This window comes from Lentzea xinjiangensis, assembly GCF_900110955.1.
In the GTDB taxonomy this organism is placed as follows: Bacteria; Actinomycetota; Actinomycetes; order Mycobacteriales; family Pseudonocardiaceae; genus Lentzea; species Lentzea xinjiangensis.
The window spans coordinates 354946-381769 of sequence record NZ_FOFR01000005.1 but is presented as its reverse complement, the minus strand read 5'-3'; the positions used below and the strand labels follow the sequence as shown (position 1 = coordinate 381769).

The following is a 26824-nucleotide window of genomic DNA, read 5'->3' as shown; positions in this document are numbered from 1 at the left end:
GCGGTGACCAAGTCGAAGTTCGACAACCGCTACGGCATCCGCCACTCGCTCATCGACGGCATCAACCGCGGCACCGACGTGCTCATCGGCGGCAAGGTCGCGGTGGTCTGCGGCTACGGTGACGTCGGCAAGGGCTCGGCGGAGTCGCTGCGCGGCCAGGGCGCGCGGGTGATCGTCACCGAGATCGACCCGATCTGCGCGTTGCAGGCGGCGATGGACGGCTACCAGGTGGCGCGGCTGGAGTCGGTGCTGCCGATCGCGGACATCATCATCACCACGACCGGCAACAAGGACGTGGTGACGGTGGAGCACATGGCGCAGATGAAGCACCAGGCGATCCTGGGCAACGTCGGTCACTTCGACAACGAGCTGGACATGGCGGGCCTGGCCCGCTACCCCGGTATCCGCCGCAACAACATCAAGCCGCAGGTCGACGAGTGGGTCTTCCCGAACGGCCGCACGATCATCGTGCTGTCCGAGGGCCGGCTGATGAACCTGGGCAACGCCACCGGGCACCCGTCGTTCGTCATGTCGAACTCCTTCTCCAACCAGGTGATCGCCCAGATCGAGCTGTTCACCAAGTACGAGGAGTACGACAACGAGGTCTTCCGCCTGCCCAAGGTCCTCGACGAGAAGGTCGCCCGCATCCACCTCGAGGCACTCGGCGGCGAGCTGACCAAGCTCACCAAGGAGCAGGCCGAGTACATCGACGTCGACGTCGAGGGCCCGTTCAAGCCCGAGCACTACCGCTACTGACGAGCGACCACGTCGAGCAGCGGCGATTCCCCTGTGAACACCGGAAGTTGGGTGAGATGACCGAACTGATCTCCGACAGACTGCCCCTGGAGCGCGAGCACCCGTTCGACCCGCCCGCCGAGGTCACGGCGATCCGCGAGAGGGCCCCGATCAGCAGGCTGAGGTTCGCCGACGGGCACGTCGGCTGGCTCGTCACCGGCTACCACGAGCTGCGGGAAGTCTTCGGCAGTCCCAAGTTCAGCAGCCGCAGGGAGAAGCACCACCTGCTCGACCCGCGGTTCCAGGGTTCCGACGACCCCGGCACGTTCGTCAGCCAGGACCCGCCGGACCACACCCGCCTGCGCAAGATGCTGCAGGGCCAGTTCACCGTGCGGAGGATGAACCAGCTCTCGGACTGGATCGGCGAGATCGTCGAGAACCAGCTCCGGCACCTGCGCTCCCTCGGCGACCGGGCCGACCTGGTGAAGGAGTTCACCCTCCCGATCCCGTCCCTGGTGATCTGCGCGCTGCTCGGCATCGACTACGACGACCGGCACAGGTTCCAGGAGGACACCGAGAGGCTGGCGAGCCAGGACAGCACGCCAGAGGAGCTGGTGGAGGCCCTGAACCGGATCCGGGGCTTCATCCACGAGCTGGTCGCCAGGAAGAAGGCGGACCCCGGCGACGACATGCTGAGCGACCTGCTGGCCTCCGGCGAGCCGACCGACGAGGAAGCGGCGAACATGGCGCTGCTGCTGCTCCTGGCCGGCCATGAGACCACGGCGAACGTGCTGGGCCTCGGCGTGTTCGCGCTCCTGCAGCACCCGGACCAGTTGCAGATCCTCAAGAACGAGCCGGAGATCGTCGACAACGCAGTCGAGGAGCTCATGCGCTACCTCTCGGTCCCGCACTACGGACCGCTGCGCACCGCGCTCGAAGACGTGGAGATCGGCGGGCACCTGATCAAGGCAGGCGACACCGTGCTGGCGCACCTGCCCACGGCCAACCGCGACCCGAGGAAGTTCCCCGGCAACCCGGACGAGCTGGACCTGCGCCGCCAGGGCCCGCACCACCACCTCGCCTTCGGCCACGGCATCCACCAGTGCCTCGGCCACCAGCTCGCCCGGATCGAGATGCGGATCGGCTTCACCAGGCTGTTCCAGGAGTTCCCCGACCTCCGGCTGGACGTGCGGCCGGAAGAAGTGCCGCTGCGCACGGACATGCTGCTCTACGGAGTCCACTCGTTGCCGGTGACCTGGTCGTCGTGAGCTGCCGAGTCGGCGGCCGGCAGGGGTGGTCCCTGCCCGCCGCCGACGAGCAGGCCCACCTGGCGGAGGTGGTCGGCGCGGCCGGAACCCGTGGGCAGCCGGTTCACGCCTCGTTCTCGACCGCCGAGTCGAGCTCCAGGCCCAGCGCCCGACGTCCGGCGATCGGTCCGCACCCACGCCGGACCGCCACGCGGCAGGAGGCGGCTTCCCTGCGGTTGAACGTTCCCCTCGGCAGCTACCGCAGGCACCTCCGGACCGGGCTGGAGCGCTTCGGCGACATCACCTGGCGGGCCCCGAGGCATCCTCGGGAGCGAGGTCGCCCGCCCACACCGGCGGCTTGCGGTGTGCCCACGGCGCGGCCCGTTCGAGCTGCCCGGCCAGCCGGAACAGCAGGTCTTCCCGGCCGGATCCGGCGGTGAACTGCATGCCGATCGGCAACCCGCGGTCCGCCGCCAGCGGGACCGACATCGACGGAACCCCCGACACGTTCGCGGCCGCGGTGTAGGGCGAGCGGTCCAGGAGCCGGTCGAGCCAGCCGAGACCGTCCAGCTCCTCCGCGCCCTCGCCGTAGACGCCGAGCGGCACCGGCGGCTCCGGCAGGGTGGGGGAGAGCAGCAGGTCGTGGCGCTCGAAGTGGCGCGCGAACGTCCGGGCCACCCGGTTGCGCATCGCGAGGGCGCGGACGAACTCCTCGGCGGTGACGCGCTGTCCGTACCGGTAGCTGGCGAGCACGACCGGTTCGAGCGTGGTCGAGTCCACGGGCCGTCCCGTGGCGGCGGCGACGTCGTCGATCCACGGCGTGAGGTTCGCCGTCCACATCCGCGCGTTGCCGAGGACGAACTCCTCCCAGGACACGCCCAGCTCCAGCGGCACCTCCTCCACCTCGTGCCCGAGGGATTCCAGCAGCCGCACGGTGTCCGACAGCGCCGCGGACACCGGTCCGGTCGGTTGCCGCCCGCCCCAGGGCTGCCGCAGCACCGCCACACGCAGTTTTCCGGGATCCACCTGGACCTCGGTGGCGTACGGCCGTTCGGGTCGTGCCGCGCAATACGGGTCGCCGGGTTCGGGCCCCTCGATCAGGTCGAGCAGCACCGCGCTGTCGCGCACGGTCCGGCTCACGCTGCCCTGCACGGCGAGGCCGTTGAAGATCTCGTCCGCGCCCGGTCCGTGCGAGACCCGGCCGCGCGTCGGCTTCAGGCCGAACACCCCGGTGCAGGAAGCGGGAACGCGGATGGAACCCGCGGCATCGGTGGCGTGCGCGATCGGCACGATCCCGGCCGCGACCGCCGCACCGGACCCACCGCTGGAGCCGCCCGCGCTCCGGTCGAGCGCCCACGGGTTGCGGGTCGCGCCGGAGAACACCGGTTCGGTCGTGGTGCTGTAGGCCATCTCCGGCGTCGTCGTCCGGCCGATCGTCACCAGCCCGGCCCGGCGGAACCGGCGCATCAGGAACGAGTCCTCGGCCGCGACCAGGCCCTCGGCCAGCCGGCTGCCCAGCTCGCTGCGCTTGCCCGCCATCGCGACGCCCAGATCCTTGACCAGGAACGGCACGCCGGCCAGCGGCGCGGAGCCGGGAGCCGGGTCGTCCTCGGCCGGCCACGTCTCGACCACCGCGTTGATCCGCGGGTTGACCGCTTCGACCGCCCGCGCGGCCGCGTCGGCGACCTCGGCCGTCGTCACCTCGCCGCGCGCGATCAGCTCCGCCAAGCCGACCGCGTCGCAGCTCGCGTACTCGGAGATCTTCACCCGCACACCTTTCGCAGGACCGTTCAGTATCGGGTGATACCGAGCGGTATCGTCAGGAACGGTTGTGTACCGTAGCCGGTGCCGAACGGCATTGCCAGACCCCTGCTCGCGAGGACGTCCCGATGACCAGCACCTCAGACCGGCGCCCGACGAGGGTCGCGACCCTGCCTCCCCGCGAGCGCATCCTCGACGCGGCCGAGGAGCTGTTCCTCAACGAGGGCGTGGGCCGGGTCGGCGTGCAGGCCATCGCCGACCGCGCCGGCACCACGAAGATGGCGATCTACCGCCACTTCGGCACCAAGGACGCGCTCATCGCGGAGTGGCTGAAGATCGTCGTGCACGACTACTCCGCCGCGTTCGACGCGGCCGAGCAGGCACATCCCGGCGACTACGCCGAGCAGATCCGCGCCGTGGGCAGGTTCATCGTCGACGGCCTGCCCGACTTCTCCCACCGCGGCTGCCCGTTCACGAACTCGGTCGCCGAGCTGCCCGACCCCGGCCACCCCGCGCGACGGCTGATCAGCGAGCACAAGGCCCGCCAGTTCGGCAGGCTGCGGGCGATGTGCGCGGGCCTCGGCCTGCCGGACCCGGAGCTGGGCGCGGCGGAGCTGACGTTCGCGATGGAAGGGGCGCAGATCGCCGTGCAGAACGGCGGCGTGGAGAACGTCGGCGCGCACCTGACGAAGATCGTCGAAGGGGTCGTCGGCCGCGGGGCGGCGGGCTGACCGGAGCTGCGCATCAGTTGCGGCAGAAGGCGTTGCGCATCGTCACTTCGGCATTGCGTGATTGGGCTGCATGGCGTAGCGCGGTTCGTTGCTCTCTGCTCGCGTTGAGTGAGAGTGACCCTGGGGGACGCATGATCGATCCTGAGCAGCTGCTCAGCCAGTACGAAGGCAAGCTCGCGCAGGCGCAGGCCAAGAGCGATGCCATCCGGGAGAACCTGGCCAATCTGCAAGTCACCGAGCGCAGCCCGGACGGGCAGATCGTGGTGACGGTGAACGACGCCGGCAACCTGGTCGCGTTGCAGCTCGGCCAGGCGTTGCAGCGCAAGGACGGTGCCGCTGTCGCGCAGGACGTCATGCGCACGCTGCAGGCGGCGCAGAGCCGAATCGCGACCGTCGTCCAGGAGTCGATGGCACCGCTGCTGGGCGCCGACTCCGAAACCATGCACTTGATGATGGACAAGCTGCGCAGCGCGCAGCCGCCTCCTCCGGGGCACTCCGTGCCGGGAGGCGGGGGCTGGGGGCCGGCGGAGGCCCGCCTGGGTGCCATCGAGGACGACACGCCGCCTCCACCGCGGCCGCAGCAGGCTCCTCGTCCGCCGAGGCACCGTCCGGCCGAGGATGACGACGACTTCGGCAACGGGAGCATCCTGCGATGAGCTACCGCATCGACCTGGCCGAGATGGACGCCCACGCCAAGCGCGTGGACGAGATCGGCGGGCGCATCGGCACCGCGATCGGGGCGGGCAACGCGGCCTCGAACCCGGAGGCGTTCGGTCTGCTCGGCATGCCGCTCGCGGCACTCTGCTCGGCCGCGCAGCACATGGCCATGAACACCCTCAACGACGCCGCCGAGGCCGCGCTCGACCACCACAAGCGGGTCAAGGCGTGGCGTGAGGACGTCCAGAACAACGAGGAAGAGCAGGCCGGCCGCTTCAGGACGGGTGAGTCATGAGCGCTCCGAGCACGGGGCCCGCTCCGGCGCCGGTCGAGAACCCGTTGATCCGCAAGGGTCAGGACACCCCGGCGACCGAGGGCGCGGGGCTGTTCCACGACGTGACCGAGGCCGTGAGCGGCTTCTCCGACGGAAACTGGGCCGAGGGCCTGCTCAACCTCGCCGGCGCGGCCGGTGACATCGGCAAGGTGCTGACCGATCCGCTGGCGTACCTGATCAGCGCGGGCTTCGGCTGGATGTTCGAGCACATCGGCTTCCTCAAGGAACCGCTCGACTGGCTGACCGGCGACCAGCAGACCCTCGACGGCATGGCGCAGACGTGGTCGTCGGTGTCGAGCTACCTCGACGAGATCTCGACCGACCTCAAGAACGCCGTCAACGACGACGCCGGGCAATGGGCGGGCGCGGACTCGGCGAAGTACCGCGAGTTCGGTGCCGACCGCGCGGACACCTACGGTGCCGTCGGCACGGCGGCGCGCGGGATGTCGATCCTGATCACGATCTGCAAGACCATCCTCAAGGTGGTCCGCGACATCGTGCGCGACCTGATCACCGAGGCGATCGGCAAGCTGATCAGCATCTGCATCCGCTGGGCGCCCGCCATGGCGGCGCTGGGCGCGGGCATCGCGGGTGCCTTCGCCGAGGGTGTCCCCGTCGCGGTGCGCTACGCGCAGAAGTGCATCGAGTGGTGCCGCAAGCTCACCAGCGCGTTCGGCAAGGCGGGTGGTCTGTTCAAGAAGCTCGACGACGTCCTCGCCAACGCCGGCGTCAACCTCGCCAAGCGCGGCGATGACTTCGTCACCGTGCTCAAGCAGGGTGCGAACGCGGACATCGCGCGGGCGATGAAGGACTTCAACGTCGGCGCGATGCTGAGGGACGCGGGAGCGGGCGCGAAGAAGGTCGTCGTCGACGGCGTCACGGGCCTGCCCAAGGACATCGGTCCCGCCATGGCCGAGGAGTTCCGCAAGGAAGGCGCCAAGATCGTGGACAACCGGGGCTGGAAGGACTGGCGCGAGCTGAAAGCGGACCAGGAGAAGGAGGAGCGAGGCGGATGAACGCACTCCGGCGCGTCCTCGTCGCCCTGGTCATCCCGCTGCTCGGCTACCTGCTCGGCGCCACGATCTTCACCCACTTCTGGAACCAGGTGGAACCGGGCGACCTGGCGAAGGCCGATCTGGTGGCCACGGCGAAGTCCTGCGAACGCCGCGGCCCGGTGGCGTGGCGGGGCTTCGGTTTCCACCACGAGTGCCGGGTCGACGTCCGGGTCAGGTCGACCGGGGAGACCTACACCTCGACCGTGACGGGATGGCTCACGCCCGCGGACATCGGCAAGCAGTACGCCGTCCACACCGTGCGGCACGGCGGGTCGTTGCAGCCGGAAGTGCGATCGCAGAGCGCGGTGCTCCTCGGCTGGTTGTCCACCTTCGCCTTCGCGATCGGCTTCCTGTTCCTGAACGTCTGGATCGCCCGTCACGTGTGGCCCGACGCTCCTCGGCGCAAGCGCCGCATGCCGATCCGGTACGAGCCGCCCCAGACCTGAGCCCGAAGCGTGGTCCAGCTCACACCCCTCGCCGGAATCCTGCGGGCAACTTACCTGTTCGACTAGGTAAGTTGCCGCGTAGGGCGGTGACCTCGGTGAGGGAGTGTCATGAGCAGCAAGAAGGTCATCGCGGTGCTGGGGGCGACCGGTGCGCAGGGCGGAGGTCTGGTCAGGGCGGTGCTCGACGCCGCGGACGGGCCGTTCGCGGTGCGGGCGATCACGCGTGACGCGGGCTCGCCGAAGGCGCGTGCGCTCGCGGAACGGGGCGCGGAGGTGGTGGAGGCGTCGCTGGAGGACGAGGCGTCGCTGGAGGCGGCCTTCGAAGGTGCGCACGGGGCGTTCGTGGTGACGAACTTCTGGGAGTCGATGTCGGCGGAGGTGGAGCTGGCGCAGGCGGCCAGGGCCGCGCGGGCGGTGAAGGCGGCCGGGGTGGCCCATGTGGTCTGGTCGACGCTGGAGGACACCCGCGAGGTCATCCCGGTCTCCGACGAACGGGTTCCGGTGTTGCAGGGCCGCTACACGGTGCCGCACTTCGACGCCAAGGCCGAGGCGGACGCGTTCTTCCGCGACTCGGGGGTGCCGACGACCTTCCTGCGCAGCACGTTCTACTGGGAGGGGTTCACCCAGGGGTCCGGGCCGCGCCGGGGTGAGGACGGGCGGCTGGTGCTCACGTTGCCGATGGGGCAGGCCCGGCTGGCGGGGATCGCGGCGGAGGACATCGGCCGCACCGCCTACGGGGTCTTCGCCGCGGGCGAGGAGTACGTGGGCAGGACGGTGAGCATCGCGGGTGAGCACCTGACCGGTGCGCAGTACGCCGCGGCGTTCGCCGAGGCGCTGGGGGAGCCGGTCGACTACCGGCCGCTGACCCACGACCAGCTCCGCTCGCTCGGGCTGCCGGCCGGTGACGAGCTGGGGAACATGTTCCAGTTCTACGTCGAGGGCGAACGGGACTTCGTCGGCGCGCGCGACCTGGAGCTGGTCCGCTCGCTCAACCCGCGCCTGCAGGACTTCCGCACCTGGCTGGCCGAGCACGTGGACGCGGTCAGGGCCGCATGACCGCGGTCGGCAGTCCACTCGCGACAGTCCAGCACCTCGCCGGGCGGACAGCGCTGATCACCGGTGGGTCCCGCGGGATCGGCGCCGCCGTCGCCCGCCGTCTCGCGCGCCACGGCAGCGGCGTGGCCGTCACCTGGACCAGCTCGCCTGCGGCGGCGGACGAGCTGGTCGCGGACATCAACGGCGGAGGCGGCCGCGCGGTCGCCATCCGCGCCGACAACGGCGATGCCGGCCAGGTCCAGGCGGCGGTCTCGCGCGTCGTCGAGGAGTTCGGCGGCCTGGACGTCCTGGTCAACAACGCGGGCATCGGGATGTTCGCCGCCACCGAGCGGCTGAGCCTGGACGACTTCGACCGCATGGTCGCGGTCAACGTGCGCGGTGTGTTCGCCGCGGTGCAGGCGGCGCTGCGGCACATGGGGCCGGGTTCGCGGATCATCACGACCGGGAGCGTCTTCGCCGACCGCAACCCGTTCCCCGAGATGGCGGTCTACGGCATGACCAAGGCCGCGCTCGCCGGACTGAGCCGCGGGTGGGCGCGTGAGCTCGCGCCGAGGGGCATCACGGTCAACGTCGTCCAGCCAGGCGCGGTCGACACCGAGACGAACCCGGCCGCCGGTCTCGCGGCGCGGACGATGCTGCCCGCGACGCCGGTGGGGCGGTACGGGACGGCCGACGAGATCGCCGGGCTCATCGCCTACCTGGCGAGCCCGGAGGCCGCGTTCATCACGGGTTCGACGATCAACGCTGACGGCGGTTTCACCACCTGACCGCCACCGCATCCCGCGCGTGGACGAGCACGCATGGACGTGGGACGCTCGCCCATTTCCCGGCGCGCCGGACGTGACTTCACTGCAGGATGACCACAAGGTCATCGAACAGACCGAGGTGACGTATGACCATCGTTCATCCGCCGAAGCCGGGTCACGCCCTGTGGGTGTACGCGCACCCTCGCCGTGACTCGCTGAACGACCGTCTTCTGCAGGCCGGGACCAAGGCACTGGGGCAGCGGTACGAGGTGGCGGTGTCGGACCTCTACGCCGAGGGCTTCGACCCCGTGCTGTCCCAGCGGGACCTGGGGGACCTGGCGGAACGTCCTGGCAACATCGCCGAGCTGGTCGGCGAGGCCTACGCCGCCGGCCGGCTGCCTGCCGACGTGCGCGAGGAGCAGGCCAAGCTCGCGGCGGCCGAACTGCTCGTCCTGCAGTTCCCGCTGTGGTGGTACGGGCCGCCCGCGATCCTGAAGGGGTGGTTCGACCGGGTGCTCACCAGCGGGTTCGCCTACGGCGATCTCGACCAGGAGCTCGGCGTGCCTCGCCGGTACGGCGATGGCGGGCTGGTCGGGCGCAAGGCGCTGGTCGTGGTCACGGCCGGTGAGGACGAGCGCTCGATCGGCCCGCGCGGGATCAGCGGTGACCTCGACTCGCTGCTCTTCCCGATCACGCACGGCGTGCTCTGGTACGTCGGGATCGAGGCGCTGGACCTGCACGTGGTCCACGACGCCGATTCGCTCGGGCCCGCGGAGGTCGAGCGCGAGGCCGAGCGGCTCGCGGCCAGGGTCGGCGGCGTCGCCGACGAACGTCCGCGACGGTTCCGGCGGCTGCGCGACGGCGACTACGCGGGCACGCGCGCGTTGCGGGAGGACCTGGCTCCCGGCCGCACCGACCTGGGAATCCACCTGGCCGATCGCGACTGACCGGGTGGTCTCCCCGGTGCGATCCGCACCACTCCGTCCACTCCGGACGTGCCGTCCTCCTGGTGCCGCACAAGCACTCGCTCCGGTGGAGGCGGAGCACCCGGCAACACGGGGAACGTCCGGTTCCGGATTCCGCTGGCAGGCTTGGGAATCGCGTTGCCGAACCGCTCCGTCGCTGTCCGTGAGGTCCGGGAGGCCGCGGATGTGAAGCGTGCCACCTCCGTGTGCAACCAGCCCGTGGAACACCTTGGCCGGTGCTCAAATACTCCCGCAGGCACTGGAGCCCTCGCTGTCCCCGGAGCGACACGCGTGCCGTTGTGCGGATCGCTTCGCCCGGCCGGCGAGCGGAGGTCGTTTTCACGGCGCTTGCCTGCAGCGAGGAGTCGCACGGAGGAGACGGAGCGCGGCATGCAACGACGGGCGCTGCTGGGGCGCGAGACGGAGCGCCGCGCACTGGCCGCCCTGGTCGAGCAGGCCACCTCCGGGTCGGGCGGCGCGGTGGTCGTCCTCGGCGCCCCCGGGATCGGCAAGTCGGCGCTGGTCGCCGAGGCGGCGGCGCGGGCAGCGAGCCGCGGGACCCAGGTGGTCACGGCGGTGGGGGTCGAGTCGGAGGAGCACGTGCCCTGCGCCGGCCTGCACCAGCTCGTCCACCGGTTGCGGGACGGGATCGACGACCTGCCGGGCCCGCAACGCGCCGCGCTGCGGGCGGCCGTCGGACTCGCCGACGAGGCCGTGCCCGACCTCTACCTGGTCGGCCTGGCCGCGCTCACCCTGCTGTCGGACGCGGCGGTGAGGGCACCGCTGCTGGTGGTCGTCGAGGACGCCCACTGGATGGACCGGGCCAGCCTCGACGTGCTCGGGTTCGTCGCCCGGCGCATCGAGTCCGACCCCCTCGCCCTGATCGCCGTCACCCGCGACCTCGACGGCCGGCTCTCCGGCGCCGGGCTGCCCGTGCTGCACCTCAAGCCGCTGACGGACGAGGTGTCGAGCGAGCTGCTGGACGCGGTGGCCCCCGGCCTGGGGCAGCAGGTGAGGCGGCGGCTGCTGGAGGAGGCGGCCGGGAACCCGCTGGCGCTGACCGAGCTGCCGGTCGCGTTGCACGCGGTCGGTGGGGCGTACGCGCTCACGCCGGGGCCGCTGCCGCTGACCGAACGGCTGGAGCGGACCTTCACGGCGCGGGTCTCCCGCCTTCCGGCCGACACACGGGCGGTCCTCCTCCTCGCTGCCCTCAACGGCGACGGCACGATGGACGAGTGCTTGGCCGCCGCGACCCGGATGCTCGGGACGCCGGTCGGTGTGGCCGCTCTCGGACCGGCGGTCGGCGCGGGCCTGCTGGAACCCTGGGGGATGGTCTTCCGGCACCCGCTCGTCCGCTCGGCGATGCACCACGCGGCGACCGCGGCGGAACGACAGGCCGCGCACGCCGCTCTCGCCGCGCAGTTGCAGGACCAGCCCGACCGGCAGGCGTGGCACCGCGCCGCCGCCACCGCCGGGCCCGACGAGCACGCGGCGCGGGACCTGGACCTCACGGCCGGCAGGGCCCTGCGGCGTGGTGGCGTCGCCGCGGCCCTGGCCGCGCTGCGGCGGGCGGCGGAGCTGACCGCGGACCCCTCCGCTCGCGCGGACCGGCTGCTGCGCGCGGCCGAGCTCGCCCTGGAGTCGGGCCAGAGCGACGCCGCCGCACACCTGCTGGCCCAGGCGCGTTCGCTGGAGCTGCTCTCGGTCCGGGACCAGGGCCGTGCGGCCTGGGTCGGCATCGCCCTGGTCGAGGGGTCGGCGCAGGGCGAGGGCACCGCGACCGCCGAGCTGGCCGAGCTGGCCGTCGAGATCGCCGCCGGTGGCGAACCCGGGCTGGGGCTGCGGATGTTGTGGGGCGCGGTGCTGCACTGCTTCTGGGGAGAGCCGGGACCGGCCGCTCGTCAGCGGGTCGCCGCCGCCGTCGACCGGATGCCCGTGGACGCGGACAACGCCGGCCTGGTGGCCCTGCGGGCGTACTGCGCGCCGGTCGAGCGCGGCCGAGCCGTCCTCGAGTCGCTGGCCGGTCAGCTGGAGCGCGCGTCCGAGGACGCCGAATGGGATCAGCTCCTGGGCAGTGCCGCGGTGATGGTGGGCGCTCCCGCCCTGGCGGGCGGGCTGGCAGCGAGGTCGCTGGACCCCCTGCGGGCGCGGGGCCGGCTGTCGATGCTGGCCAGGGCACTGTGCGTCCAGGCGGGCAGCGCCGCACGGCTCGGTGACGTGCGCGCCGGTCACCTCGCCGCCGAGGAGGCCGCCGAGCTGGCCCGCGAGACCGGACAGTCCCTCGTGCACGCGATGGTGCACGCCATCCGCGCGCAGATCGCCGCCGTCTGCGGCGACCCGCGGGCGGAGGCGTGGGCAGCGGAGGCGGAACGCACCGCCCTGCCCGGCGGCGCGCGCCCGGCACTGGCCATCGTGCAGATGGCCCGCGGGCAGGCAGCCCTCTGCCAGGGGCGCTACGGCGACGCCTTCGGGCACCTGCAGCGCGTCTTCGAGCCGTCCGACCCGGCTTTCCACCCGTGGCTGCGCTTCTACGGGGTCGCCGAACTGGTCGAGGCGGCCGTGCGCAGCGAGTCCACCGAAGCGGCGCGGGACGTCCTGCGGGAGCTGACCCCGCTCGAGGAGGTGGCCCCCTCACCCGCCCTGCTCTGCGGGCTGCGCCTCGGCCGCGCCCTGCTCAGCCCGCCGGACACCGCCGAGCCGCTCTACCGGGAGGCCCTCGGCGCCGTCCCCGTCGACTGGCCGTTCGAGCGGGCACGGGTGCACCTGGCGCTGGGCGCGTGGTTGCGGCGGCACCGCAGACCCGCGGAGTCCCGCGTCGTCCTGCGGGCCGCGTGCGAGGTCTTCGACGCGCTCGGCGCGTCGGCGTGGGCGGAGCGGGCACGTCAGGAGCTCCGCGCGGCGGGCACGTCCTCGCCCCGCCAGGACCCGGCCGCCGTCGACCGGCTCACGTCCACCGAGCTGCACGTCGCCCAGCTCGCCGCGCAGGGGCTCACCAACCGGGAGATCGGCGAGCGGCTGTACGTCTCCCCCAGGACGGTGAGCACCCACCTGCAGCGGATGTTCCCCAAACTGGGAGTGACGTCCCGGGGTGAGCTCGCCGCGGTGCTGCACGGCACGATGACGTACGCCGAAGACGTCGTCTGACGGACGCGACCGGCCCTGTTCGCTCCCTAGGTTCGTGCCATGCCCGGTCCGCACCCGGCGGACGGGCGGGAAGGCACCATGGGAACCATCACCGTCGGCACCGAGGGCTCGACCGACATCGAGCTGTACTACGAGGACCACGGCTCCGGCCAGCCGGTCGTCCTCATCCACGGCTACCCGCTGGACGGGCAGTCGTGGGAGAAGCAGACCGACGCGCTGGTCAAGGCCGGCTACCGGGTCATCACCTACGACCGCCGGGGCTTCGGCCGGTCGAGCAAGACCATGACCGGCTACGACTACGACACCTTCGCCGGTGACCTGGACAAGGTGCTGACCCAGCTCGACCTGAACGACGTCGTCCTCGTCGGCTTCTCGATGGGCTCGGGCGAGGTCGCGCGCTACCTCGGCACCTACGGCTCGCAGCGGGTGGCGAAGGCGGCCTTCCTCGGTGCGCTCCAGCCGTTCCTGCTGCAGACGGAGGACAACCCGGCGGGCGTGCCGCAGCCGGTGTTCGACGGCATCGCCGAGCAGGCCGAAGCCGACCGCTACGCCTGGTACGAGAACTTCTTCGTCGACTTCTTCAACACCGACGAGACGCTCGGGTCCCGGCTCAGCGGCGCCGCGCTCCGCGCGAACTGGGTCACCGCCATCACCTCGGCGCCGGTGGCGGCGTACGCGTGCGTCCCGGCGTGGCTGACGGACTTCCGCGCCGACGTGGAGCGCATCGACGTGCCGTCGCTGATCCTGCACGGCACCGCCGACCGCATCCTGCCGATCGACGCGACCGCCCGCGAGTTCCGCCGCCGCCTGCCCGACGCGCGCTACGTCGAGATCGACGGTGCTCCGCACGGCCTGCTGCTCACCCACGCGGCCGAGGTCAACGCCGCCCTGATCGCCTTCCTCACCGACTGAGAACCGGACATGCACACGCTCACACGCCGCGTCACCGCACTGCTCGCCGCACTCGTCGCCGTCTCGGGGCTCGCCCTGTTCGGCATCTCGACCGCGGTCGCCGCCCACCCGGCCGGCGGGCAGAAGCCCACGATCGTCCTCGTCCACGGCGCCTTCGCCGACGGTGCGAGCTGGAATCCCGTCGTCGAACGGTTGCAGCGACGGGGCTTCAGCGTCGTCGCCGTGGCCAACCCCCTGCGCGGGGTTCGCTCCGACGCCGAAGCCCTCGACGCGCGTCTGGCCACCATCGACGGGCCCGTGGTGCTCGTCGGCCACTCCTACGGCGGTGCCGTCATCACGAACACCAAGGCACGGTCCCCGAAGGTGAAGTCGTTGGTGTACGTGGCCGCCTTCGCCCCGGCCGAGGGCGAAGCCGCGGCACAGCTCGCCGCGAAGTACCCCGGCAGCACGCTGGGTGAGACGCTGGCACCGGTCCCGCTGCCCGACGGCTCGAACGACCTCTACATCAAGCCCTCGGTCTTCCGGCAGCAGTTCGCCGCCGACGTCCCGGCACGGCAGACCGCCCTCATGGCCGCCACCCAGCGCCCCATCCGGGACGCCGCCCTGAACGAGGCGTCCGGCACGCCGGCGTGGGCGAGCACCCCCTCGTGGTTCCTGCTGGCCGGCGCCGACAAGAACATCCCGCTGCGGTCGCAGCAGTTCATGGCGGACCGGGCCGGCTCACGCGCCACCGCGACCATCGGGGGAGCCTCGCACGCCGTGGCGGTCTCGCGTCCGGACGCGGTCGCCGACCTCGTCCTCCGCGCCGCGGGCTGACGCACCCGAGCAGTCCCGCGGGTGGATCGCCGCCGGAGCCACTGCCGGCGGCGATCCACCCGCGTCCGTGGGTCACAAGGTCAGGCGCCACCAGTCGAGATCACCCAGGCCGACCCGGATGACGTCGTGCACCCGCAGCGGCCACGTGCCGTCGCGGGACTCGCGGGACAGGTCGGCGGTGAACCAGCCACCGGGGTCCGGCAGCCTGCGCTGGAGCTGGTGCTGGAGGCGGTACGCCGTGCCGTCCGGGGCGATCAGGTCCAGCGCATGAGCGAACCCTGCAGGTCTCGAAGTGACGTCCACCCTGGCGGCGGACCGGGGGTCGCCCTGGCAGCCGCTGATCGTCGTCTGCGCGGTGACCGGCGGGGTGCGGGTGACGACCGGGACGTCGGTGTCGCCGGTCCGCGCGCAGCCGGTCGCCGATCCAGAACTCGGTGGTGTCCAGCAGGGCCGCGACCTGCGGGTCGCCGCTGCCGACGAGGTGGTCGATCCAGCGCCAGGCGATCTCACCGGTGGTCGGCTCGCGGAAGTGCAGCCGGCCCGTGACGAAGAAGCGGGGTTCGGCGGAGCCGGGGGACAGGGCGCAGTCGCCGTAGTCCACGACGGTGGCGAGGCCGGGTGCTCACCGGCGCCGATCCCGACAAGGAATGCGGACTCCTCAACGCGGCGGCTCGGTGGACCCGCGACTCGGGTGAAGCCATTCCGGAATAGCGCAACGCTTTCCGTGCCCGCGTTGTACGCTCAGTCCAATTCCACGCACTAAAGAATACCTGTGCTCGGATTCAATTCTCCGGGACAACACCACCCGGTTGTGCCCGAAGTCGGCGAGCGGCATTCGTGGCACGCCGAGTGGCTCCTGCTTTCGGTGCCGCTGATCAGCTTCTCCGAAAAGTCGTGCTGCCCGCCTTGGAACCGGTGCAAGATCGCCGGAGGGTCCGGCCTGTCCACTCGGCCGGGCTGAGGGGTGTGTTTCGACTTCCAGGGTGCGAGGTGCCGATGTCCGGGGAGAGCCGGTCGGAATTCCGATCGTCCGGTGCTGTTCACAACGAAACCAGCGCGAACTCGGGCAGTGCGGTCATGCAGAGCGGGGCGGTTCACGGGGATGTCCACTTCCACGCCGGCGATGGTGCTCGTGACGGCGAATGCGCGCCGCCGCGGCCCAGCTCGCCCGCGCGGTCAGGGTGCACTGGCTCGGTGAGGAGGAGAAGCGGCGCGTTCGCGATCCCCTCCCGCTGGCTGTCCGGTTCACCGCCGCCAGCCGGGAGCTGGCCGACTACTGGAGCAACGTCCTCGGTGTTCCGGACGACTCCGCTGCCGGACCCGTGGCGCTGTGCGGGCTCATCGAGGATTTCGCGGAGGTCTACCGCGGTGTGCCGTCCGGCAGGATGGTGGTCCTGGGCAGAGGCGGGGCCGGGAAGACCGTGCTCGTGCTGCGGTTCGTGCTGGACCTGCTCAAGCGGTGGACCAACGGCAGCCCGGTGCCGGTGATCCTCGACATCGGTTCCTGGAACCCCGCGACCACGTCCTTGCGGGACTGGATCGAAGCACGACTCGTCCGTGACTACGCCGGGATGGGGAAGAGGGAGCGCGGCAAGGAGTCCATCGCGTCGGTCCTCGTCGCGGACGGCCACGTCCTGCCGATTTTTCGACGGGTTCGACGAGGTCGTCGAGCAGCACCGCGGGCAGGCCCTCAGGCTGCTCAGCGAGTGCAACCTCCCCATGGTGCTCACCAGCCGGACGGAGGAATACGGTGCGGCCGTCCGTGATCTGCACGTGCTGTCCCGTGCGGCGGCCGTGGAACTGGTCGACGTCTCACCGGCGGACCTCCGGGCGTACCTGCCCCGGACGCGCCGCGGCTGCCCCGGCGGCACGTCGTGGGAGCACGTCCTGGACCAGCCCGAGCAGCGCCCTCTCGACCCCGTCTGCCAGAACCTGGCGGAGGTGCTGTCCACGCCGCTGATGGTCGCGCTCGCGCGGGACATCTACAGCGAGGGCAACCACCCCGGTCCGGTGGTGCTGCTGGACCGGCAGCGGTTCGGCAGTGCCCAAGCTCTTGAAGAGCACCTGCTGGACGCCTTCATCTCGGGGCTGTACACGCGGCCGCAGGAGGCGACCGGTACCCGTCGCCGGGTGCCGCGCCGGGACCCGGCGGAGGTGCGGCAGTGGTGCGCTCACCTGGCCGGGCGGCTCGACCGCCAGGGCGCACGGGACTTCATCTGGTGGACCCTGGCGCAGGGAGTGCCGCGCCGTGCCGGCGGTGCGCTCCTGGGGCTGGTGGGCGCTGCCGTGGGGCACCTGCTGTGCACGACCGGCGTCCAGTTCCCCGTGCGGGCGGCCTTCGGGCTCGTCCTCGCGGTGGGCTTCTCGATCTGGCTGCTGCTGCGGCTCGCCGGTGCGCTGCCGACCGGGTTCGTCCTCGGGATCGCGGGCGGCATGGCGCTGGGGCTGCCCGCCGGACTGCTGGCGGGGCAGCTCGGTGCCGTCGGCGGACTCGTGCTCGACCGGGCGGCGGGGCCACCGCAGCCGGTCGTCGTCCGTCTCGGGTTGCGCAGGAACTTCCGCCGGCAGCCGGAGGACTGACCTCCGTCGCCGCGACCGGCCTCGCCGCGGGTGTGCTCAGCGGTGTCACGATCAGCGCCGGTACGGGTGTGCTCGCCGGCGTCGCGGTCGGGACGGGCACCGCTCTCGCGGCGTTCGTGAACCAGCCGGCCGACACCGCGCACGCGGTCGATCCGCGTTCGGCCTTCCGCGCCGATCGGGGCAGCGTTCTGCTGGCCGGTTCGTTCGGCGGGTTCCTGTTCGGCGTGGCACTGGGCGTGTCCGGTGCCATGCCCATCGGGTTCGTCGTGCTGTCCGGCGTCGGCTTCGCCGCGATCGGTGTGGTGGCTTTGGCGCTCGGGTCCGCGTGGGGGGAGTTCTGCCTCGCGCGGATGTGGTTCGCCCTGCGCGGTGAGCTGCCGTGGCGGCTGCTCGCCTTCCTGGACGACGGGCACGAGAGAGGACTGCTCCGGCAGTCGGGAGCCGCGTACCAGTTCCGGCACGCACGACTGCAGGACCGGCTGGCTTCGAGCCTCGAGGAGCAGGGCACGACAGCGCGGGGCGGGCACCGCCGGCTCGAAGGGTGACTCGATCGCCGACGCGCTCCCGTCCTCCGGCCGGTCGATGGCCTTGGCGCCGGGAGTATTGTCGAATTGATCGGGTTCGTTTCCGGGTACTGGCTATTCCACCATTGTTCGAATGTCGCGCCGATTGTTCCGCGTCGGTCGCGCGGATGGAGCGTCCACTGAACAGGTGAACCTGCTTGGACCTGGAAACGCCGCAGCCGGAGCCGGCGAAACATGAACGCGACGTGTGGAGGTGGAGGAACCTCGTGACTGCAGAGCTCATAGGCCTGCCAGGTGGCCGGTGGCGCTGCCCGGACACCGGTCTCGTCGTCCTTCCGGCACGGAAAACGAGGCTGTGGCGGGTGTACAACAAAAGATACGGATCGCCGCTCAACCCGCCGGCCAGGTGCGGTGAAGCGGACAAGACATGGGGACGGTTCGACGTCGCGGGGCATGCCACCCTCTACGGCGCGGCCGAACCACGCGCCGCTTACGTGGAATCGCTGGCATACGCCGAACTGCGAACCGGCTCGCTGCCGCTGCACGAGATCTTCCCGGACCTCGATGAGAACGATGATCCCGTGGCGGACGACTGGAATACGATGTTCCACATGTCGCCGGGTCACGTACCCGCCGAATGGCGCGAGGCGCGCCGGTTGGCCGAGATCGTGCTGGACAGCGACGACTACTGCGTGGACCTGGCGGAGGCGGAGAACCTCGGCGTGCTGAGGCGGTTCGCGCGCGACTGGTCGCCGGCGCGCTACCGCTCCAGCCGCATCGACCTGTCGGACCTGCTGGGCGGCGAGCGGCAGGTGACGTGCGCGGCCGCCGCCTGGCTGGCCACGCGGAAGCTGGCGGACGGGTCCCGGCCGCGTGGCCTGCGCTACCTCTCCAAGCACGGCGCGAACCTCGCCTGCTGGGCGCTGTGGGTGCCGGTCCGGTCCGGCGAGACCACCGAGCAGGCGGTCCGGCGCTACGCCTGGCGAGGGGTGACGCTCCCCGTCGACGCGAACGACCGGCAGCTCATCTGGGCCGCGAACCAGCTCGGCCTGAAGGTCTGGTGAGAGCTCACCCGTGCCAGGTTCCGTCGATGAAGGACTCGGCGGCCTTGGCCGTGCCGCGAAGATCTCCTTCGCGCAACGCCATCACCGGCGGCGTCTCGTCGAGGAGCGGGTTCGCGCCGATGAACCACGCGCGGACGACCTGGTCGGGCTCGTTCGCGCTGAGCACGTGCCAGATCCGGTGCGCCGTCTGCAACCGCTGCATCGCCGCGTCTCCCGGGATCGGGCCGTCGGGTTTGGCCCACCGGTACGGCAGTTTCCGGTCGTTCACGCCCGCCAGCGTCGCCACCAGCGTGGCGCCGAGGTGGGTGTTGAGCTGACTGACGATCTCGTGGACGTTCAGCCGGATGGTGACGCGGTGAGCCTCTGCCCAGAGCAGTTGAGTGGACGACATCGCGGCTCCTGACCTGCGTACTTACCGGTTGCTACCGACTGTACCACCCCCAGCGCGACCGCGATACCACTAATTTACCACTCGCTCTGAGGTGGCGGAAGACCGCGCGGGAACGATCGCACCGCGCAGGTCCCGGTCCACCACGGACATCTCGTCCACGCCCAGCTTGCACGTGCCGACGTAGTGGTAGTACGTCGCCGCGTTCGGCTACGACAGCGCCGGTCGCGAGGTGTCGCGCAGGCTCGGTGAGTTCGGGCTGACCCAGACCTGGGACGCCAACCACCGCCTGCACACCCAGGCGGTGACCGATCAGCGCCGACTGGTCCAGCGCCGCGCCTACACGTATCGCGGCGACGGCGCGGTGACGAACATCGTGGACCAGCTCGCGGGCGTGCGCCGGTTCGACCTCGACACCCTGGGACGGGTCACCGGTGTGCAGGGCCCGGATCACCGCGAGGAGTACGCGTACGACCCGAGCGGCAACATCAGCTACGCGACCGGCCCGCTGCCCATGCCTGGCTCGCGTTCCCACGAGGGGACGCTGATCCGCCGCGCGGGCGGCACCAGGTACACCCACGACGCGCAGGGCCGGATGACCGGGCGGGTGTCGCGCACCTCGTCCGGCCGAGTTCGGGCGTGGCAATACCGGTGGAACAGCGAGGACCGCCTGGTGTCCGCGACGACACCGGATGGCGCGACCTGGCGGTACTTCTACGACGCGCTCGGGCGGCGCATCGCCAAGGTGGGGCCGCGGGAACGGGTGGACTTCACCTGGGACGGCACGACCCTGGCCGAACAGATGAAGTCTGACGGGCACACGACGACGTGGGACTACCAGCCAGGCGAGTTCACGCCGGTGACGCAGACCGAGCGTGTGCAGGCCGCTTCCCAGGAGTGGATCGACCAGCAGTTCTACGCGATCGTGACCGACCTGGTCGGCACGCCGATGGAACTGGTGGACGCCGCGGGAGAGCTGGCGTGGCGGCAGGTGACCACGGTGTGGGGCACACCGCTCACCCCGGCACGGCAACGCGCGTACTGCCCGCTGCGATTCCCCGGCCAGTACCACGACGTCGAGACGGGCCAGAACTACAACTACCACCGGTATTACGACCCGGAGTCCGGCGGTTACCAGTCCGGCGATCCGCTCGGAGTGGCAGGCGGGCTTCGAGCGCACTCGTACGTGCTCAACCCGCTCAACTGGGTTGACCCGCTCGGCCTGGTGGGTGATTGCCCGGAGCGCAAGCTCAAGGAAAACGAAATCTACATCTACCGGGCCGTCAAGGAGAGCGAGCTGCACGACATACACTCGAACCGCGGGTTCAGCAATCCGCCGGGAATCGAGTCGAAGTACTTCTCTTACACCGCGGAGGGAGCGGCGGCTTACGGCAGAGAAGCGTACCGGAACTGGCCGGACGAGGGGCCGTACACCATCGTGCGTACCATCATCAACAAGGACCTGATTCCCAGCGATGCGGTGTTGCCACACGTCGCCGATGTGAGAGGAGGGCTTGGAGGAGTGGCCCTGCCGACGTCCGTGCTGCCCCAGCTCGGCCGACCTCGAATCCTTCCGCATTCTCCGTTGGCGAGGTGAGGGACGAATGCACTACGTCATCGCCTCGTTCTCCGAGCCGACTCTCGCCGCGTGGCGGGAAAGCCTCGGCGACCTGCCCGGCGTGACCTTCCGCACCGGTGCCGGTAGCGCCGTGTCGTTCGATTGCGACGCGCAGTTGATGAACTTCTACCTGGCGCACGACCGATACGGAGGAACTCCGGAGATCGGCCGCGCTCAGGTGCTCGTCAACACCCGCAACGATTCATCGCCGCGGTACATCGTCGCCACCCCGCCGTTCGCGGGCGGTGGTCCTGAGGTCACCGACCCGGCGGAGCTCGAAGAGCGCCTCCACCACACCTTCTCGGCCTGCTTCGACGCCATTTCCGGCGCTGTCGAGCGGGATCCCGGCGTCATCGAGCGCGTTCTCGTCCACGTCGAGGGGATGGGGCTCGAAGAGATAGGTCGAGAACCGTCGATCCGGGCGTTGCGGCGCGCACTGCGGAAGACGTGACCGACCCGGCCGTGGAGCGCCAGCGGCGATGAGCCGCCCTGGCGTCTAGTTCGTGTCAGTGTCGATCTGGACGTCTTTGCCCATCGCGCTGGTGATGAGGGCGAGCAAGGCGGTCTCGCGGGCGGTCATCGCGGTCCGGAAGTCGTCGGCGCGCAACGCGTCGGGGGAGATCTTGTGCGACCGCACGTTGAGGTCGACCTGCTCGGGTGTCGTCTCGGCGCTCCTGGCGAGCCCGCGCAGGTATGCGGAGGGTGCGCGGCCGCCGATGATCCGGTTGGTGCGGGCGGTCAGCGGGGTCTTGTTGAGGATCGAGTTGTAGTCGGTGGGTGGGATGCCCTGCTTCTCGCACCAGGCCTTGGGGAAGACGTGGTGGATGTCGACCGCGTTGTCGAAGTAGTTCTCGTCCGACATGTCGGATCCGGTGCCCCAGTCGACGGGCCCGTTCTGCAGGAGCAAGGAATAGAGGCCCTTGTACGCCGCGGAGCCGCGGGTGCGCAGCGTCCGGAGACGGCTGGAGAAGAACTGCGCTTCCTGCACCGTCCTCGGTTCGGTCCCGTCTCCGGTCACCCAGGCGACGAGTTCGGGGAGGTCGCGTGCGAAGCGGGTCTCGGTCGTGCCGCCGTAGAGCTCCCCGAAGACCCCGGACCAGTACCAGCGGGAGATCTTCTCCCGAGCGCCGACGGTGTCGGCTTTCGTGCCCAGTAGCGCGAAGGCCGCCGAAAGAGGGATCAGCTGGCTTCCGTAAGGCAGGAAGCGGGTGTCGAAGATGCGCTGGGAGTGCAAGAACTGCGCGGCCGTCTTCAAGCCGGCGGTGACGGTGGGTGCCCACTTGCGGTACTCGGCGAGAGTGAGGTTGAGCATGTCGGTGCGCCGGCAGCCGATCCGTGGAGCGGTGCTCTCATCGCGTCCTGACTCGATGGCTGCGCGGTGGCGTTCGTAGGTGCCGAGCAGGGTTACTGCTTGGAGGAAGTCGGTGTTGGCGACCTCGGCGAGGATCGGGTACTTCCCGCCCGTCCACTGAGCTTGCCGGTCCACCCAGTCTTGCCGGAGGTCGAAGTCGTCCGCTGCGAACGTCGCCGTCAGCAGCTCGAAGACGGTCAGCGTCACGCCGCCGGTGTTGACCTTCTCGAAGACCTGGCACACCGCCTGGCGGGGTGTGCTCTTGCCCAGTTCGATCACCGGAAGCTGGTACTGCTCGAACCTCTTGACCACCGCCTCGTGGAAGTGGCTCCACAGCTGGAGGTTGTCGCCCTGCTGCTCCGGGGAGTGCTGGACGAAGCCCATCATCCACTGCATCGAGTTGAACACCGAGGTGCAGGGGAACATCCGTTCGGAGTACTCCAAGGCCGGAGTGGAGAGGTCGAGCAGTGCTTGGCCGCGGAAGTCCACGCGGACCTTGCTCTCCGGGACGAAGACCACAGCTTCTTCCCGCTCGGCGTCACCGAGCAGCGCCTTGTGCATGTCGATGTAGAACCAGCCGCGCACGGCCTTGCCCCGGCTGTCGTGGGTCTCCACCGGCTCATTGCGGAACAGCGATTGGTACAGGGAGGTCAAGCGCTGCTGGCCGTCCAGGATGAGGCGGTCGGGAGTGGAGGTGGAGGCGGGCGCGCCCTCCACGGCCCTGGTCTTGAAGCGGACGTCGCCGCCGTGCTTCAGCATCATCACCGTGCCGGCCGGGTAGCCGAGGGAGATCGAGGCGATGAGGCTCGCGATGTTGCGATCGGGCCAGACCCAGCCGCGCTGGAACTCGGGCAGCTTCGCCTCGCCCTTGTCCACCTGCGTGAGCAGATCCTTGAGGAACTCCTTCTCGATGCCGAAGGCCTCAACGCCCATGTGATCTCCTGACTCGCGGCGGTGTCGAAGGCTGTATCGCGGGGCGGAGGGAAAGGTTTCGATGCCTCGGCGGCATCGGGATCGGGCTGGCTCGTTCGATGAGCAGGTGGTGAGACACAGCGCGTCGAGCTGACCTGAGCCGGTCGGCGCGCACAACTCCATACGTCACCGGAACCGGCACGCTGTTCTGGCGCGTGGCAAGTCGTGATCACCTCGCGTCCCGAACCCGTCGAGGCAAGTGGGTGCGATGCGCTGAACGGCTGAACCTCGTCAGGCCCAGCCGTCGGACAATGACTAGCTGGTTGTTCGTCGCATCGCCTCGCGAATGCAGGTAACCATGCTTGGACTGCGCAGACTGTTGATGTTGGGCCTGTACCTCTCGGATCACACCTATTACCAGTTGCGAGGGGATGACGGCAGGCATCCGCCACTCTTCTACGGGTACCTGTGCGGACACGTTCGGCCTCGCGATCACTTGCCGCCCGAACCGCTCTGCCCGGTGTCCGGTTGCCGGCAGCGTGGCGCACGGATCACCGAGACGTTCTTCCGCCGGCTTCACTGCGAGGCGTGCCGCACGTACCTCTACTACCCGCAGAACGCCTTGCCGAAAGCAGGGATCACGTGCAAGCACCCGAGAGGGCACAGGCCCAAGCCGTTCGCGGCGGGAGGATGACGTCATGTGGCCGGCAGCTCTGATCACCGCGGGGGCGTCCGCGTTCGGCCGCCTGTTCGCGGCCGGCATCCTGCCCAGCACAGTGTTGGTCACAGTCGTGTGGCTGCTGCTCAGAGCTGACGCCTTCAGCTCGGACAAGGCCGGACTCGGGTTCTCCAACCTCATCCCGGCGGACTTCAGCATCAAGGACGGCGGCCTGGTGCTGCTGTTCGTCCTCGCGATCGTCGTGGTCACCACGATCCTGCAAAGCTTCCACTTCGGGGTCGTGCGGCTGCTCGAGGGGTACTGGGGTGATTCGCGACTGGCGGTCGCGCTTGTCCGCGTAGGTGTCAACCGGCACCGGTCCCGATGGCTCAGAGCCACTGCCGTGCTGGGCACCACGGGCGCTGCGAACGACGTCGGCTCATCCGGCGCGCAGGAGTCACCCCGAACCCGCCGGCTGCAGGACCAGGCCGCAGATCGACGGGCGGTGCTCCGACGAGAGCTCAGGACGAAGCGAGCTGCCGACGTACTCGCGGCTTACCCGCCGGACGTGGACGAGCTGCTCCCGACACGCCTCGGCAACATCATGCGCTCGGGTGAGCGGCGAGCCGGGGAGCGCTACGGGTGGCGGACCGTTCCCGCCTGGCCGCGGTTGTTCCCCGGCCTGTCAGACCCTGTCGCGGCGGCGTATCGATCCGCCAGCGACGCCGTGCACACCGCAGCCGTCTTCTGCGTGACCTTTCTGTCCATCACCCTTGTCGTCGGCGCAGCCTTCTACGACGATCCGGAGCTGTGGTGGCTTCCCCCAGCCATGTTGATGTTGGCCTACGTGTCCTACCGGGGCGTTGTCGCATCGGCCGTGACGCTGGGCGTCATTCAGCAGGTCGCGTTCGACCGCCATCGCTTCGACCTGTTCGAGGCGATGCACGTGCCTCTGCCGGGGACCCCCGATGAGGAATACCACCTGGCTCAGGACCTCTCCGGCTTCTTCGCGAAGGGCGGTGAACGGCCAGAGGAGGCGAGGATGTTCCTGGCCGGTGTCCGCCGCTATTCGCACGCGGAGCCGCAACGGTGGCAATGGCTGAAGAAGCTGGTTGCCGGGAAGGATCAATAGCGCTCCACGACGATCGTTCCGAGGGCCCCGCCGGACCTGAGCTTGATGGCCGCCTGCCCCAAGTCGACGAGGTCTCGCCGCCCACGTTCGTCCAACGTGACCAAAGGGGAGGGATCGCCCTCGATGACGACGGGCCACTGCGCCGGAACCTTCAGCCACACGTGGCCGAGGAACGTCGTGATGTAGACCGAAGCGTCGGGCGGGAACGTCGTGTCGCGCAAGTCCAGGTGCACGGTTCCAAGCACGCACGTCACAGCCAGCCGTGACGGCAGTCGATCTCGTGGTACTCGGCGCACGGGCCAGGCGACGGAGACCAGGCGGCGTGGCGCAGCAGGCTGTACACCGCCGAGCGCGAACAGGACTCCGGCCGTGATGAGGGCGACCGGCCAGAGCGCCGTCACGTCGATGCCGGGCTGTCGGCTGACGATGCCGGCGACCGCCACCGCGATCAACGCACACACTCCGACCAGCCTGCGCACCTCGACCAGCGTTGCCAGCAGTGCGCTCACCGCGAATCCCGCAAGCAGGTAGGGCCACGAGACGGCCAGTGCGTTCCCCACGGCTTTGATGCGAGCGGTGGCGTCGACGCCGAGGAAACATGCGACAGCAACGAGCGCGAGTCCAGCGGCGACGCGAAGGCGACGCATCCCGTTCATCCCCCAACCGACCCGATGGGTTACCACCTCGCTGTGGGCTGCGAGTCGGACCATTGTGATCTACCGGCGCTTCGGTGCGGGGACAGCGCGCCGTCCGAGTGCGGCCGACGCGGCTGTTGGCGGTACCTGCGGTATCGCGCGTGTGCACGGTGGTGTTCAGCGTGGACGGGCGCACGATCGAGGGTGGCACCGCTGATCGCACGGCGAGGCTGTGGCTCGTCGATCCGGCGGAAGCCGGTGAGCTTGTGTGCCGGCTCTCCGGGGCCAGATCACGGCGGTGGAGTGGAATCGTTACGTACCAGGCCTCCTCCTCGCTCTGAGCGTGCCGATGCCCGAGGGGCATCGACGTGGTTGGCTGGTCCCGTGGAGTTGCGGCAACTGCGGTACGTGGTGGCGGTGGCCGAGCACCGCCACTTCCGGCGGGCGGCCCAGGCGCTCGGCATGACCCAGCCCTCCCTGTCCCGGCAGGTGGGCGCCGTGGAGCGCGAGCTGGGGACGGCGCTGTTCGAACGAACGGCGCGCGGCGTGGTGCCGACGGCGGCGGGTGAGGTCTACGTCGTGCACGCCCGGCGGGTGCTGGACCAGGTCGAGGCCGGGGCCACCGAGGCGCGCCGGGCGGCGCGCGGTCAGACCGGCTCGTTGCGGATGGGGTTCGTCGGTGAGGCGCTGATCGAGCTGCTGCCGTCGTTGCTGGCGCGGTTCCGGTCGGCGCACCCCGGCGTGCACCTGGAGTGCCGCGAGCTCTCGACCGCGCAGAGCGGCGCCGCGCTGCTCGCGGGCGACATCGATCTGGCGATCAGCCGTGGCGCGCCGACAGGGGACGGTGCCGAGAGGCTGACGTCGGTGCCGGTGGCCGGTGATCACCTCATCGCCGCGTGCCACCGGGGCCACCCGTTCGCGAGCCGGCCCGCGGTCTCGCTCGACCAGTTGCGCGGCCAGTCCCTCATCGCCGCGCCCGCCGCCGACGAACCGGCTGCCGTCCGCGTGCTGCGCCCGTTGCTGGACGCGGCCGGGGGAGTCACTCACGCGCGTGACGTGCACACGGTGATCGGGCTCGCCGCTTGCGGGATGGGGGTCGGGCTGCTGCCGTCCAGCGCGCGGCGGCTGACCCGTCCGGAGACCGTCGTGGTCGAGGTGGAGCCGCCGCTGCGCCTGCCCGACCTCACCATGGCGTTCCGCACCGACGACGAGTCCCCGCCACTGGACGCCTTCCTCGCCGTCACGGCCGTGCACTGCCCGGACACGGGCAAGCGCCTGAACCGGCTGATGCTCACGAGGCATCGCAAAGCGGGTGGGCGGGCATCGTCGCCGCCCGTGGAGGCCCACGCCAGGTGAG

At 70.5% G+C, this 26824-nt stretch carries 27 protein-coding genes and 1 pseudogene; 21 read left to right on the top strand and 7 right to left on the bottom strand.

What is annotated here, in order from left to right; genetic code table 11:
- The coding region (locus BMW88_RS15155; RefSeq protein WP_089951363.1) for an adenosylhomocysteinase at nt 1–756 on the top strand (756 nt) is incomplete at its 5' end.
- Between the two features lie 56 nt (nt 757–812).
- Nucleotides 813–2003, top strand: a complete 1191-nt coding sequence (locus tag BMW88_RS15150; RefSeq protein ID WP_089951333.1) for a cytochrome P450 — start codon at nt 813–815, stop codon at nt 2001–2003.
- Here the strand turns inward: BMW88_RS15150 and BMW88_RS41845 are convergent.
- The gene (locus tag BMW88_RS41845) at nt 1964–2110 is read right to left on the bottom strand and encodes a hypothetical protein (RefSeq protein WP_177221113.1); all 147 of its coding nucleotides are present in this window, start codon (nt 2108–2110) and stop codon (nt 1964–1966) included. The genes BMW88_RS15150 and BMW88_RS41845 overlap by 40 nt on opposite strands.
- Nucleotides 2111–2282: 172 nt before the next feature.
- The gene (locus BMW88_RS15145; protein ID WP_089951362.1) at nt 2283–3749 is read right to left on the bottom strand and encodes an amidase; all 1467 of its coding nucleotides are present in this window, start codon (nt 3747–3749) and stop codon (nt 2283–2285) included.
- Between the two features lie 122 nt (nt 3750–3871).
- On the opposite strand from BMW88_RS15145, the gene BMW88_RS15140 reads away from it, so the two are divergent.
- The 11 genes from BMW88_RS15140 to BMW88_RS15090 all read left to right on the top strand — a co-directional run bounded on the left by BMW88_RS15140 (nt 3872) and on the right by BMW88_RS15090 (nt 14605).
- A complete protein-coding gene (locus BMW88_RS15140) occupies nt 3872–4474 on the top strand; it encodes a TetR/AcrR family transcriptional regulator (RefSeq protein WP_089951332.1) in 603 nt (200 codons plus the stop codon).
- Nucleotides 4475–4605: 131 nt separating this feature from the next.
- Nucleotides 4606–5130: a YbaB/EbfC family nucleoid-associated protein gene (locus BMW88_RS15135; RefSeq protein ID WP_089951331.1), complete on the top strand. Its 525-nt coding sequence runs from the start codon at nt 4606–4608 to the stop codon at nt 5128–5130.
- Nucleotides 5127–5426, top strand: coding sequence for a hypothetical protein (locus BMW88_RS15130; RefSeq protein WP_089951330.1), 300 nt, complete (start codon nt 5127–5129; stop codon nt 5424–5426). The genes BMW88_RS15135 and BMW88_RS15130 overlap by 4 nt, the downstream gene beginning before the upstream one ends.
- Nucleotides 5423–6481, top strand: coding sequence for a hypothetical protein (locus BMW88_RS15125; protein ID WP_089951329.1), 1059 nt, complete (start codon nt 5423–5425; stop codon nt 6479–6481). Before BMW88_RS15130 ends, BMW88_RS15125 begins: the two co-directional genes overlap by 4 nt.
- On the top strand, nt 6478–6966 hold the full coding sequence (locus BMW88_RS15120) for a DUF6346 domain-containing protein (RefSeq protein WP_089951328.1): 489 nt from the start codon (nt 6478–6480) through the stop codon (nt 6964–6966). The genes BMW88_RS15125 and BMW88_RS15120 overlap by 4 nt, the downstream gene beginning before the upstream one ends.
- Nucleotides 6967–7074: 108 nt before the next feature.
- Nucleotides 7075–8022, top strand: a complete 948-nt coding sequence (locus BMW88_RS15115; protein WP_089951327.1) for an NmrA/HSCARG family protein — start codon at nt 7075–7077, stop codon at nt 8020–8022.
- Nucleotides 8019–8789: an SDR family NAD(P)-dependent oxidoreductase gene (locus BMW88_RS15110; RefSeq protein ID WP_089951326.1), complete on the top strand. Its 771-nt coding sequence runs from the start codon at nt 8019–8021 to the stop codon at nt 8787–8789. The genes BMW88_RS15115 and BMW88_RS15110 overlap by 4 nt, the downstream gene beginning before the upstream one ends.
- A gap of 125 nt (nt 8790–8914) precedes the next feature.
- Nucleotides 8915–9715: an NAD(P)H-dependent oxidoreductase gene (locus BMW88_RS15105; protein ID WP_089951325.1), complete on the top strand. Its 801-nt coding sequence runs from the start codon at nt 8915–8917 to the stop codon at nt 9713–9715.
- 408 nt (nt 9716–10123) lie between these two features.
- Nucleotides 10124–12877, top strand: coding sequence for a helix-turn-helix transcriptional regulator (locus tag BMW88_RS15100; RefSeq protein ID WP_089951324.1), 2754 nt, complete (start codon nt 10124–10126; stop codon nt 12875–12877).
- 39 nt (nt 12878–12916) lie between these two features.
- Nucleotides 12917–13789 carry an alpha/beta fold hydrolase gene (locus BMW88_RS15095; RefSeq protein ID WP_245777792.1) on the top strand — a complete coding sequence of 291 codons (873 nt, stop codon included), beginning with the start codon at nt 12917–12919 and terminating at the stop codon, nt 13787–13789.
- A gap of 9 nt (nt 13790–13798) precedes the next feature.
- Entirely contained in the window at nt 13799–14605 is an 807-nt protein-coding gene (locus BMW88_RS15090; RefSeq protein ID WP_089951322.1) for an alpha/beta fold hydrolase, read from the top strand.
- Nucleotides 14606–14677: 72 nt separating this feature from the next.
- Here BMW88_RS15090 and BMW88_RS44315 read toward each other — a convergent pair whose 3' ends face one another.
- Together BMW88_RS44315 and BMW88_RS44310 are read right to left on the bottom strand one after the other, a co-directional pair.
- Nucleotides 14678–14908, bottom strand: coding sequence for a proprotein convertase P-domain-containing protein (locus tag BMW88_RS44315; RefSeq protein WP_342715075.1), 231 nt, complete (start codon nt 14906–14908; stop codon nt 14678–14680).
- 178 nt (nt 14909–15086) lie between these two features.
- Nucleotides 15087–15206, bottom strand: a pseudogene (locus BMW88_RS44310) (hypothetical protein); the annotation flags it as partial.
- A 541-nt stretch (nt 15207–15747) separates the two neighbouring features.
- Here BMW88_RS44310 and BMW88_RS15080 point away from each other — a divergent pair.
- The 4 genes from BMW88_RS15080 to BMW88_RS15065 all read left to right on the top strand — a co-directional run bounded on the left by BMW88_RS15080 (nt 15748) and on the right by BMW88_RS15065 (nt 18773).
- Complete coding sequence (locus BMW88_RS15080) at nt 15748–16371, top strand: hypothetical protein (RefSeq protein ID WP_089951320.1); 624 nt, start codon at nt 15748–15750, stop codon at nt 16369–16371.
- Nucleotides 16328–17185, top strand: a complete 858-nt coding sequence (locus BMW88_RS15075; protein WP_177221112.1) for a hypothetical protein — start codon at nt 16328–16330, stop codon at nt 17183–17185. The genes BMW88_RS15080 and BMW88_RS15075 overlap by 44 nt, the downstream gene beginning before the upstream one ends.
- 32 nt (nt 17186–17217) lie before the next feature.
- Complete coding sequence (locus BMW88_RS41840) at nt 17218–17730, top strand: hypothetical protein (protein WP_177221111.1); 513 nt, start codon at nt 17218–17220, stop codon at nt 17728–17730.
- A 341-nt stretch (nt 17731–18071) separates the two neighbouring features.
- Entirely contained in the window at nt 18072–18773 is a 702-nt protein-coding gene (locus tag BMW88_RS15065; protein WP_089951318.1) for a hypothetical protein, read from the top strand.
- Nucleotides 18774–18777: 4 nt separating this feature from the next.
- Here the strand turns inward: BMW88_RS15065 and BMW88_RS15060 are convergent, their stop codons facing one another.
- Nucleotides 18778–19164, bottom strand: coding sequence for a hypothetical protein (locus BMW88_RS15060; protein WP_089951317.1), 387 nt, complete (start codon nt 19162–19164; stop codon nt 18778–18780).
- A gap of 229 nt (nt 19165–19393) precedes the next feature.
- On the opposite strand from BMW88_RS15060, the gene BMW88_RS15055 reads away from it, so the two are divergent.
- Complete coding sequence (locus BMW88_RS15055; protein WP_089951316.1) at nt 19394–20758, top strand: RHS repeat-associated core domain-containing protein; 1365 nt, start codon at nt 19394–19396, stop codon at nt 20756–20758.
- Nucleotides 20759–20765: 7 nt separating this feature from the next.
- Nucleotides 20766–21230 (top strand): hypothetical protein, encoded by a 465-nt coding sequence (locus tag BMW88_RS15050; protein ID WP_089951315.1) that lies wholly within the window; start codon nt 20766–20768, stop codon nt 21228–21230.
- Nucleotides 21231–21275: 45 nt separating this feature from the next.
- Here the strand turns inward: BMW88_RS15050 and BMW88_RS15045 are convergent, their stop codons facing one another.
- On the bottom strand, nt 21276–23063 hold the full coding sequence (locus BMW88_RS15045) for a DUF262 domain-containing protein (RefSeq protein ID WP_089951314.1): 1788 nt from the start codon (nt 23061–23063) through the stop codon (nt 21276–21278).
- Between the two features lie 677 nt (nt 23064–23740).
- Between BMW88_RS15045 and BMW88_RS15040 the strand changes: the two genes are divergently transcribed.
- Entirely contained in the window at nt 23741–24832 is a 1092-nt protein-coding gene (locus BMW88_RS15040) for a hypothetical protein (protein WP_089951313.1), read from the top strand.
- Here the strand turns inward: BMW88_RS15040 and BMW88_RS15035 are convergent.
- Nucleotides 24826–25542 (bottom strand): hypothetical protein, encoded by a 717-nt coding sequence (locus BMW88_RS15035; RefSeq protein WP_143116081.1) that lies wholly within the window; start codon nt 25540–25542, stop codon nt 24826–24828. The genes BMW88_RS15040 and BMW88_RS15035 overlap by 7 nt on opposite strands.
- A gap of 309 nt (nt 25543–25851) precedes the next feature.
- On the opposite strand from BMW88_RS15035, the gene BMW88_RS15030 reads away from it, so the two are divergent.
- Nucleotides 25852–26823 carry a LysR family transcriptional regulator gene (locus BMW88_RS15030; RefSeq protein ID WP_089951311.1) on the top strand — a complete coding sequence of 324 codons (972 nt, stop codon included), beginning with the start codon at nt 25852–25854 and terminating at the stop codon, nt 26821–26823.
- The last annotated feature ends 1 nt before the right edge of the window (nt 26824 follow it).

Bases quoted from the DNA above. Each gene is read 5' to 3' on its own strand.
- BMW88_RS15105 (WP_089951325.1), top strand. From the start codon at position 8,915: ATGACCATCGTTCATCCGCCGAAGCCGGGTCACGCCCTGTGGGTGTAC.
- BMW88_RS15040 (WP_089951313.1), top strand. From the start codon at position 23,741: ATGTGGCCGGCAGCTCTGATCACCGCGGGGGCGTCCGCGTTCGGCCGC.
- BMW88_RS15080 (WP_089951320.1), top strand. From the start codon at position 15,748: ATGCGCGCCGCCGCGGCCCAGCTCGCCCGCGCGGTCAGGGTGCACTGG.
- BMW88_RS15130 (WP_089951330.1), top strand. From the start codon at position 5,127: ATGAGCTACCGCATCGACCTGGCCGAGATGGACGCCCACGCCAAGCGC.
- BMW88_RS15125 (WP_089951329.1), top strand. From the start codon at position 5,423: ATGAGCGCTCCGAGCACGGGGCCCGCTCCGGCGCCGGTCGAGAACCCG.
- BMW88_RS15115 (WP_089951327.1), top strand. From the start codon at position 7,075: ATGAGCAGCAAGAAGGTCATCGCGGTGCTGGGGGCGACCGGTGCGCAG.
- BMW88_RS15110 (WP_089951326.1), top strand. From the start codon at position 8,019: ATGACCGCGGTCGGCAGTCCACTCGCGACAGTCCAGCACCTCGCCGGG.
- BMW88_RS15060 (WP_089951317.1), bottom strand. From the start codon at position 19,164: ATGTCGTCCACTCAACTGCTCTGGGCAGAGGCTCACCGCGTCACCATC.
- BMW88_RS15150 (WP_089951333.1), top strand. From the start codon at position 813: ATGACCGAACTGATCTCCGACAGACTGCCCCTGGAGCGCGAGCACCCG.
- BMW88_RS15100 (WP_089951324.1), top strand. From the start codon at position 10,124: ATGCAACGACGGGCGCTGCTGGGGCGCGAGACGGAGCGCCGCGCACTG.
- BMW88_RS15095 (WP_245777792.1), top strand. From the start codon at position 12,917: ATGCCCGGTCCGCACCCGGCGGACGGGCGGGAAGGCACCATGGGAACC.
- BMW88_RS15140 (WP_089951332.1), top strand. From the start codon at position 3,872: ATGACCAGCACCTCAGACCGGCGCCCGACGAGGGTCGCGACCCTGCCT.
- BMW88_RS15045 (WP_089951314.1), bottom strand. From the start codon at position 23,063: ATGGGCGTTGAGGCCTTCGGCATCGAGAAGGAGTTCCTCAAGGATCTG.
- BMW88_RS15035 (WP_143116081.1), bottom strand. From the start codon at position 25,542: ATGGTCCGACTCGCAGCCCACAGCGAGGTGGTAACCCATCGGGTCGGT.
- BMW88_RS15090 (WP_089951322.1), top strand. From the start codon at position 13,799: ATGCACACGCTCACACGCCGCGTCACCGCACTGCTCGCCGCACTCGTC.
- BMW88_RS15050 (WP_089951315.1), top strand. From the start codon at position 20,766: ATGCACTACGTCATCGCCTCGTTCTCCGAGCCGACTCTCGCCGCGTGG.
- BMW88_RS15135 (WP_089951331.1), top strand. From the start codon at position 4,606: ATGATCGATCCTGAGCAGCTGCTCAGCCAGTACGAAGGCAAGCTCGCG.
- BMW88_RS15120 (WP_089951328.1), top strand. From the start codon at position 6,478: ATGAACGCACTCCGGCGCGTCCTCGTCGCCCTGGTCATCCCGCTGCTC.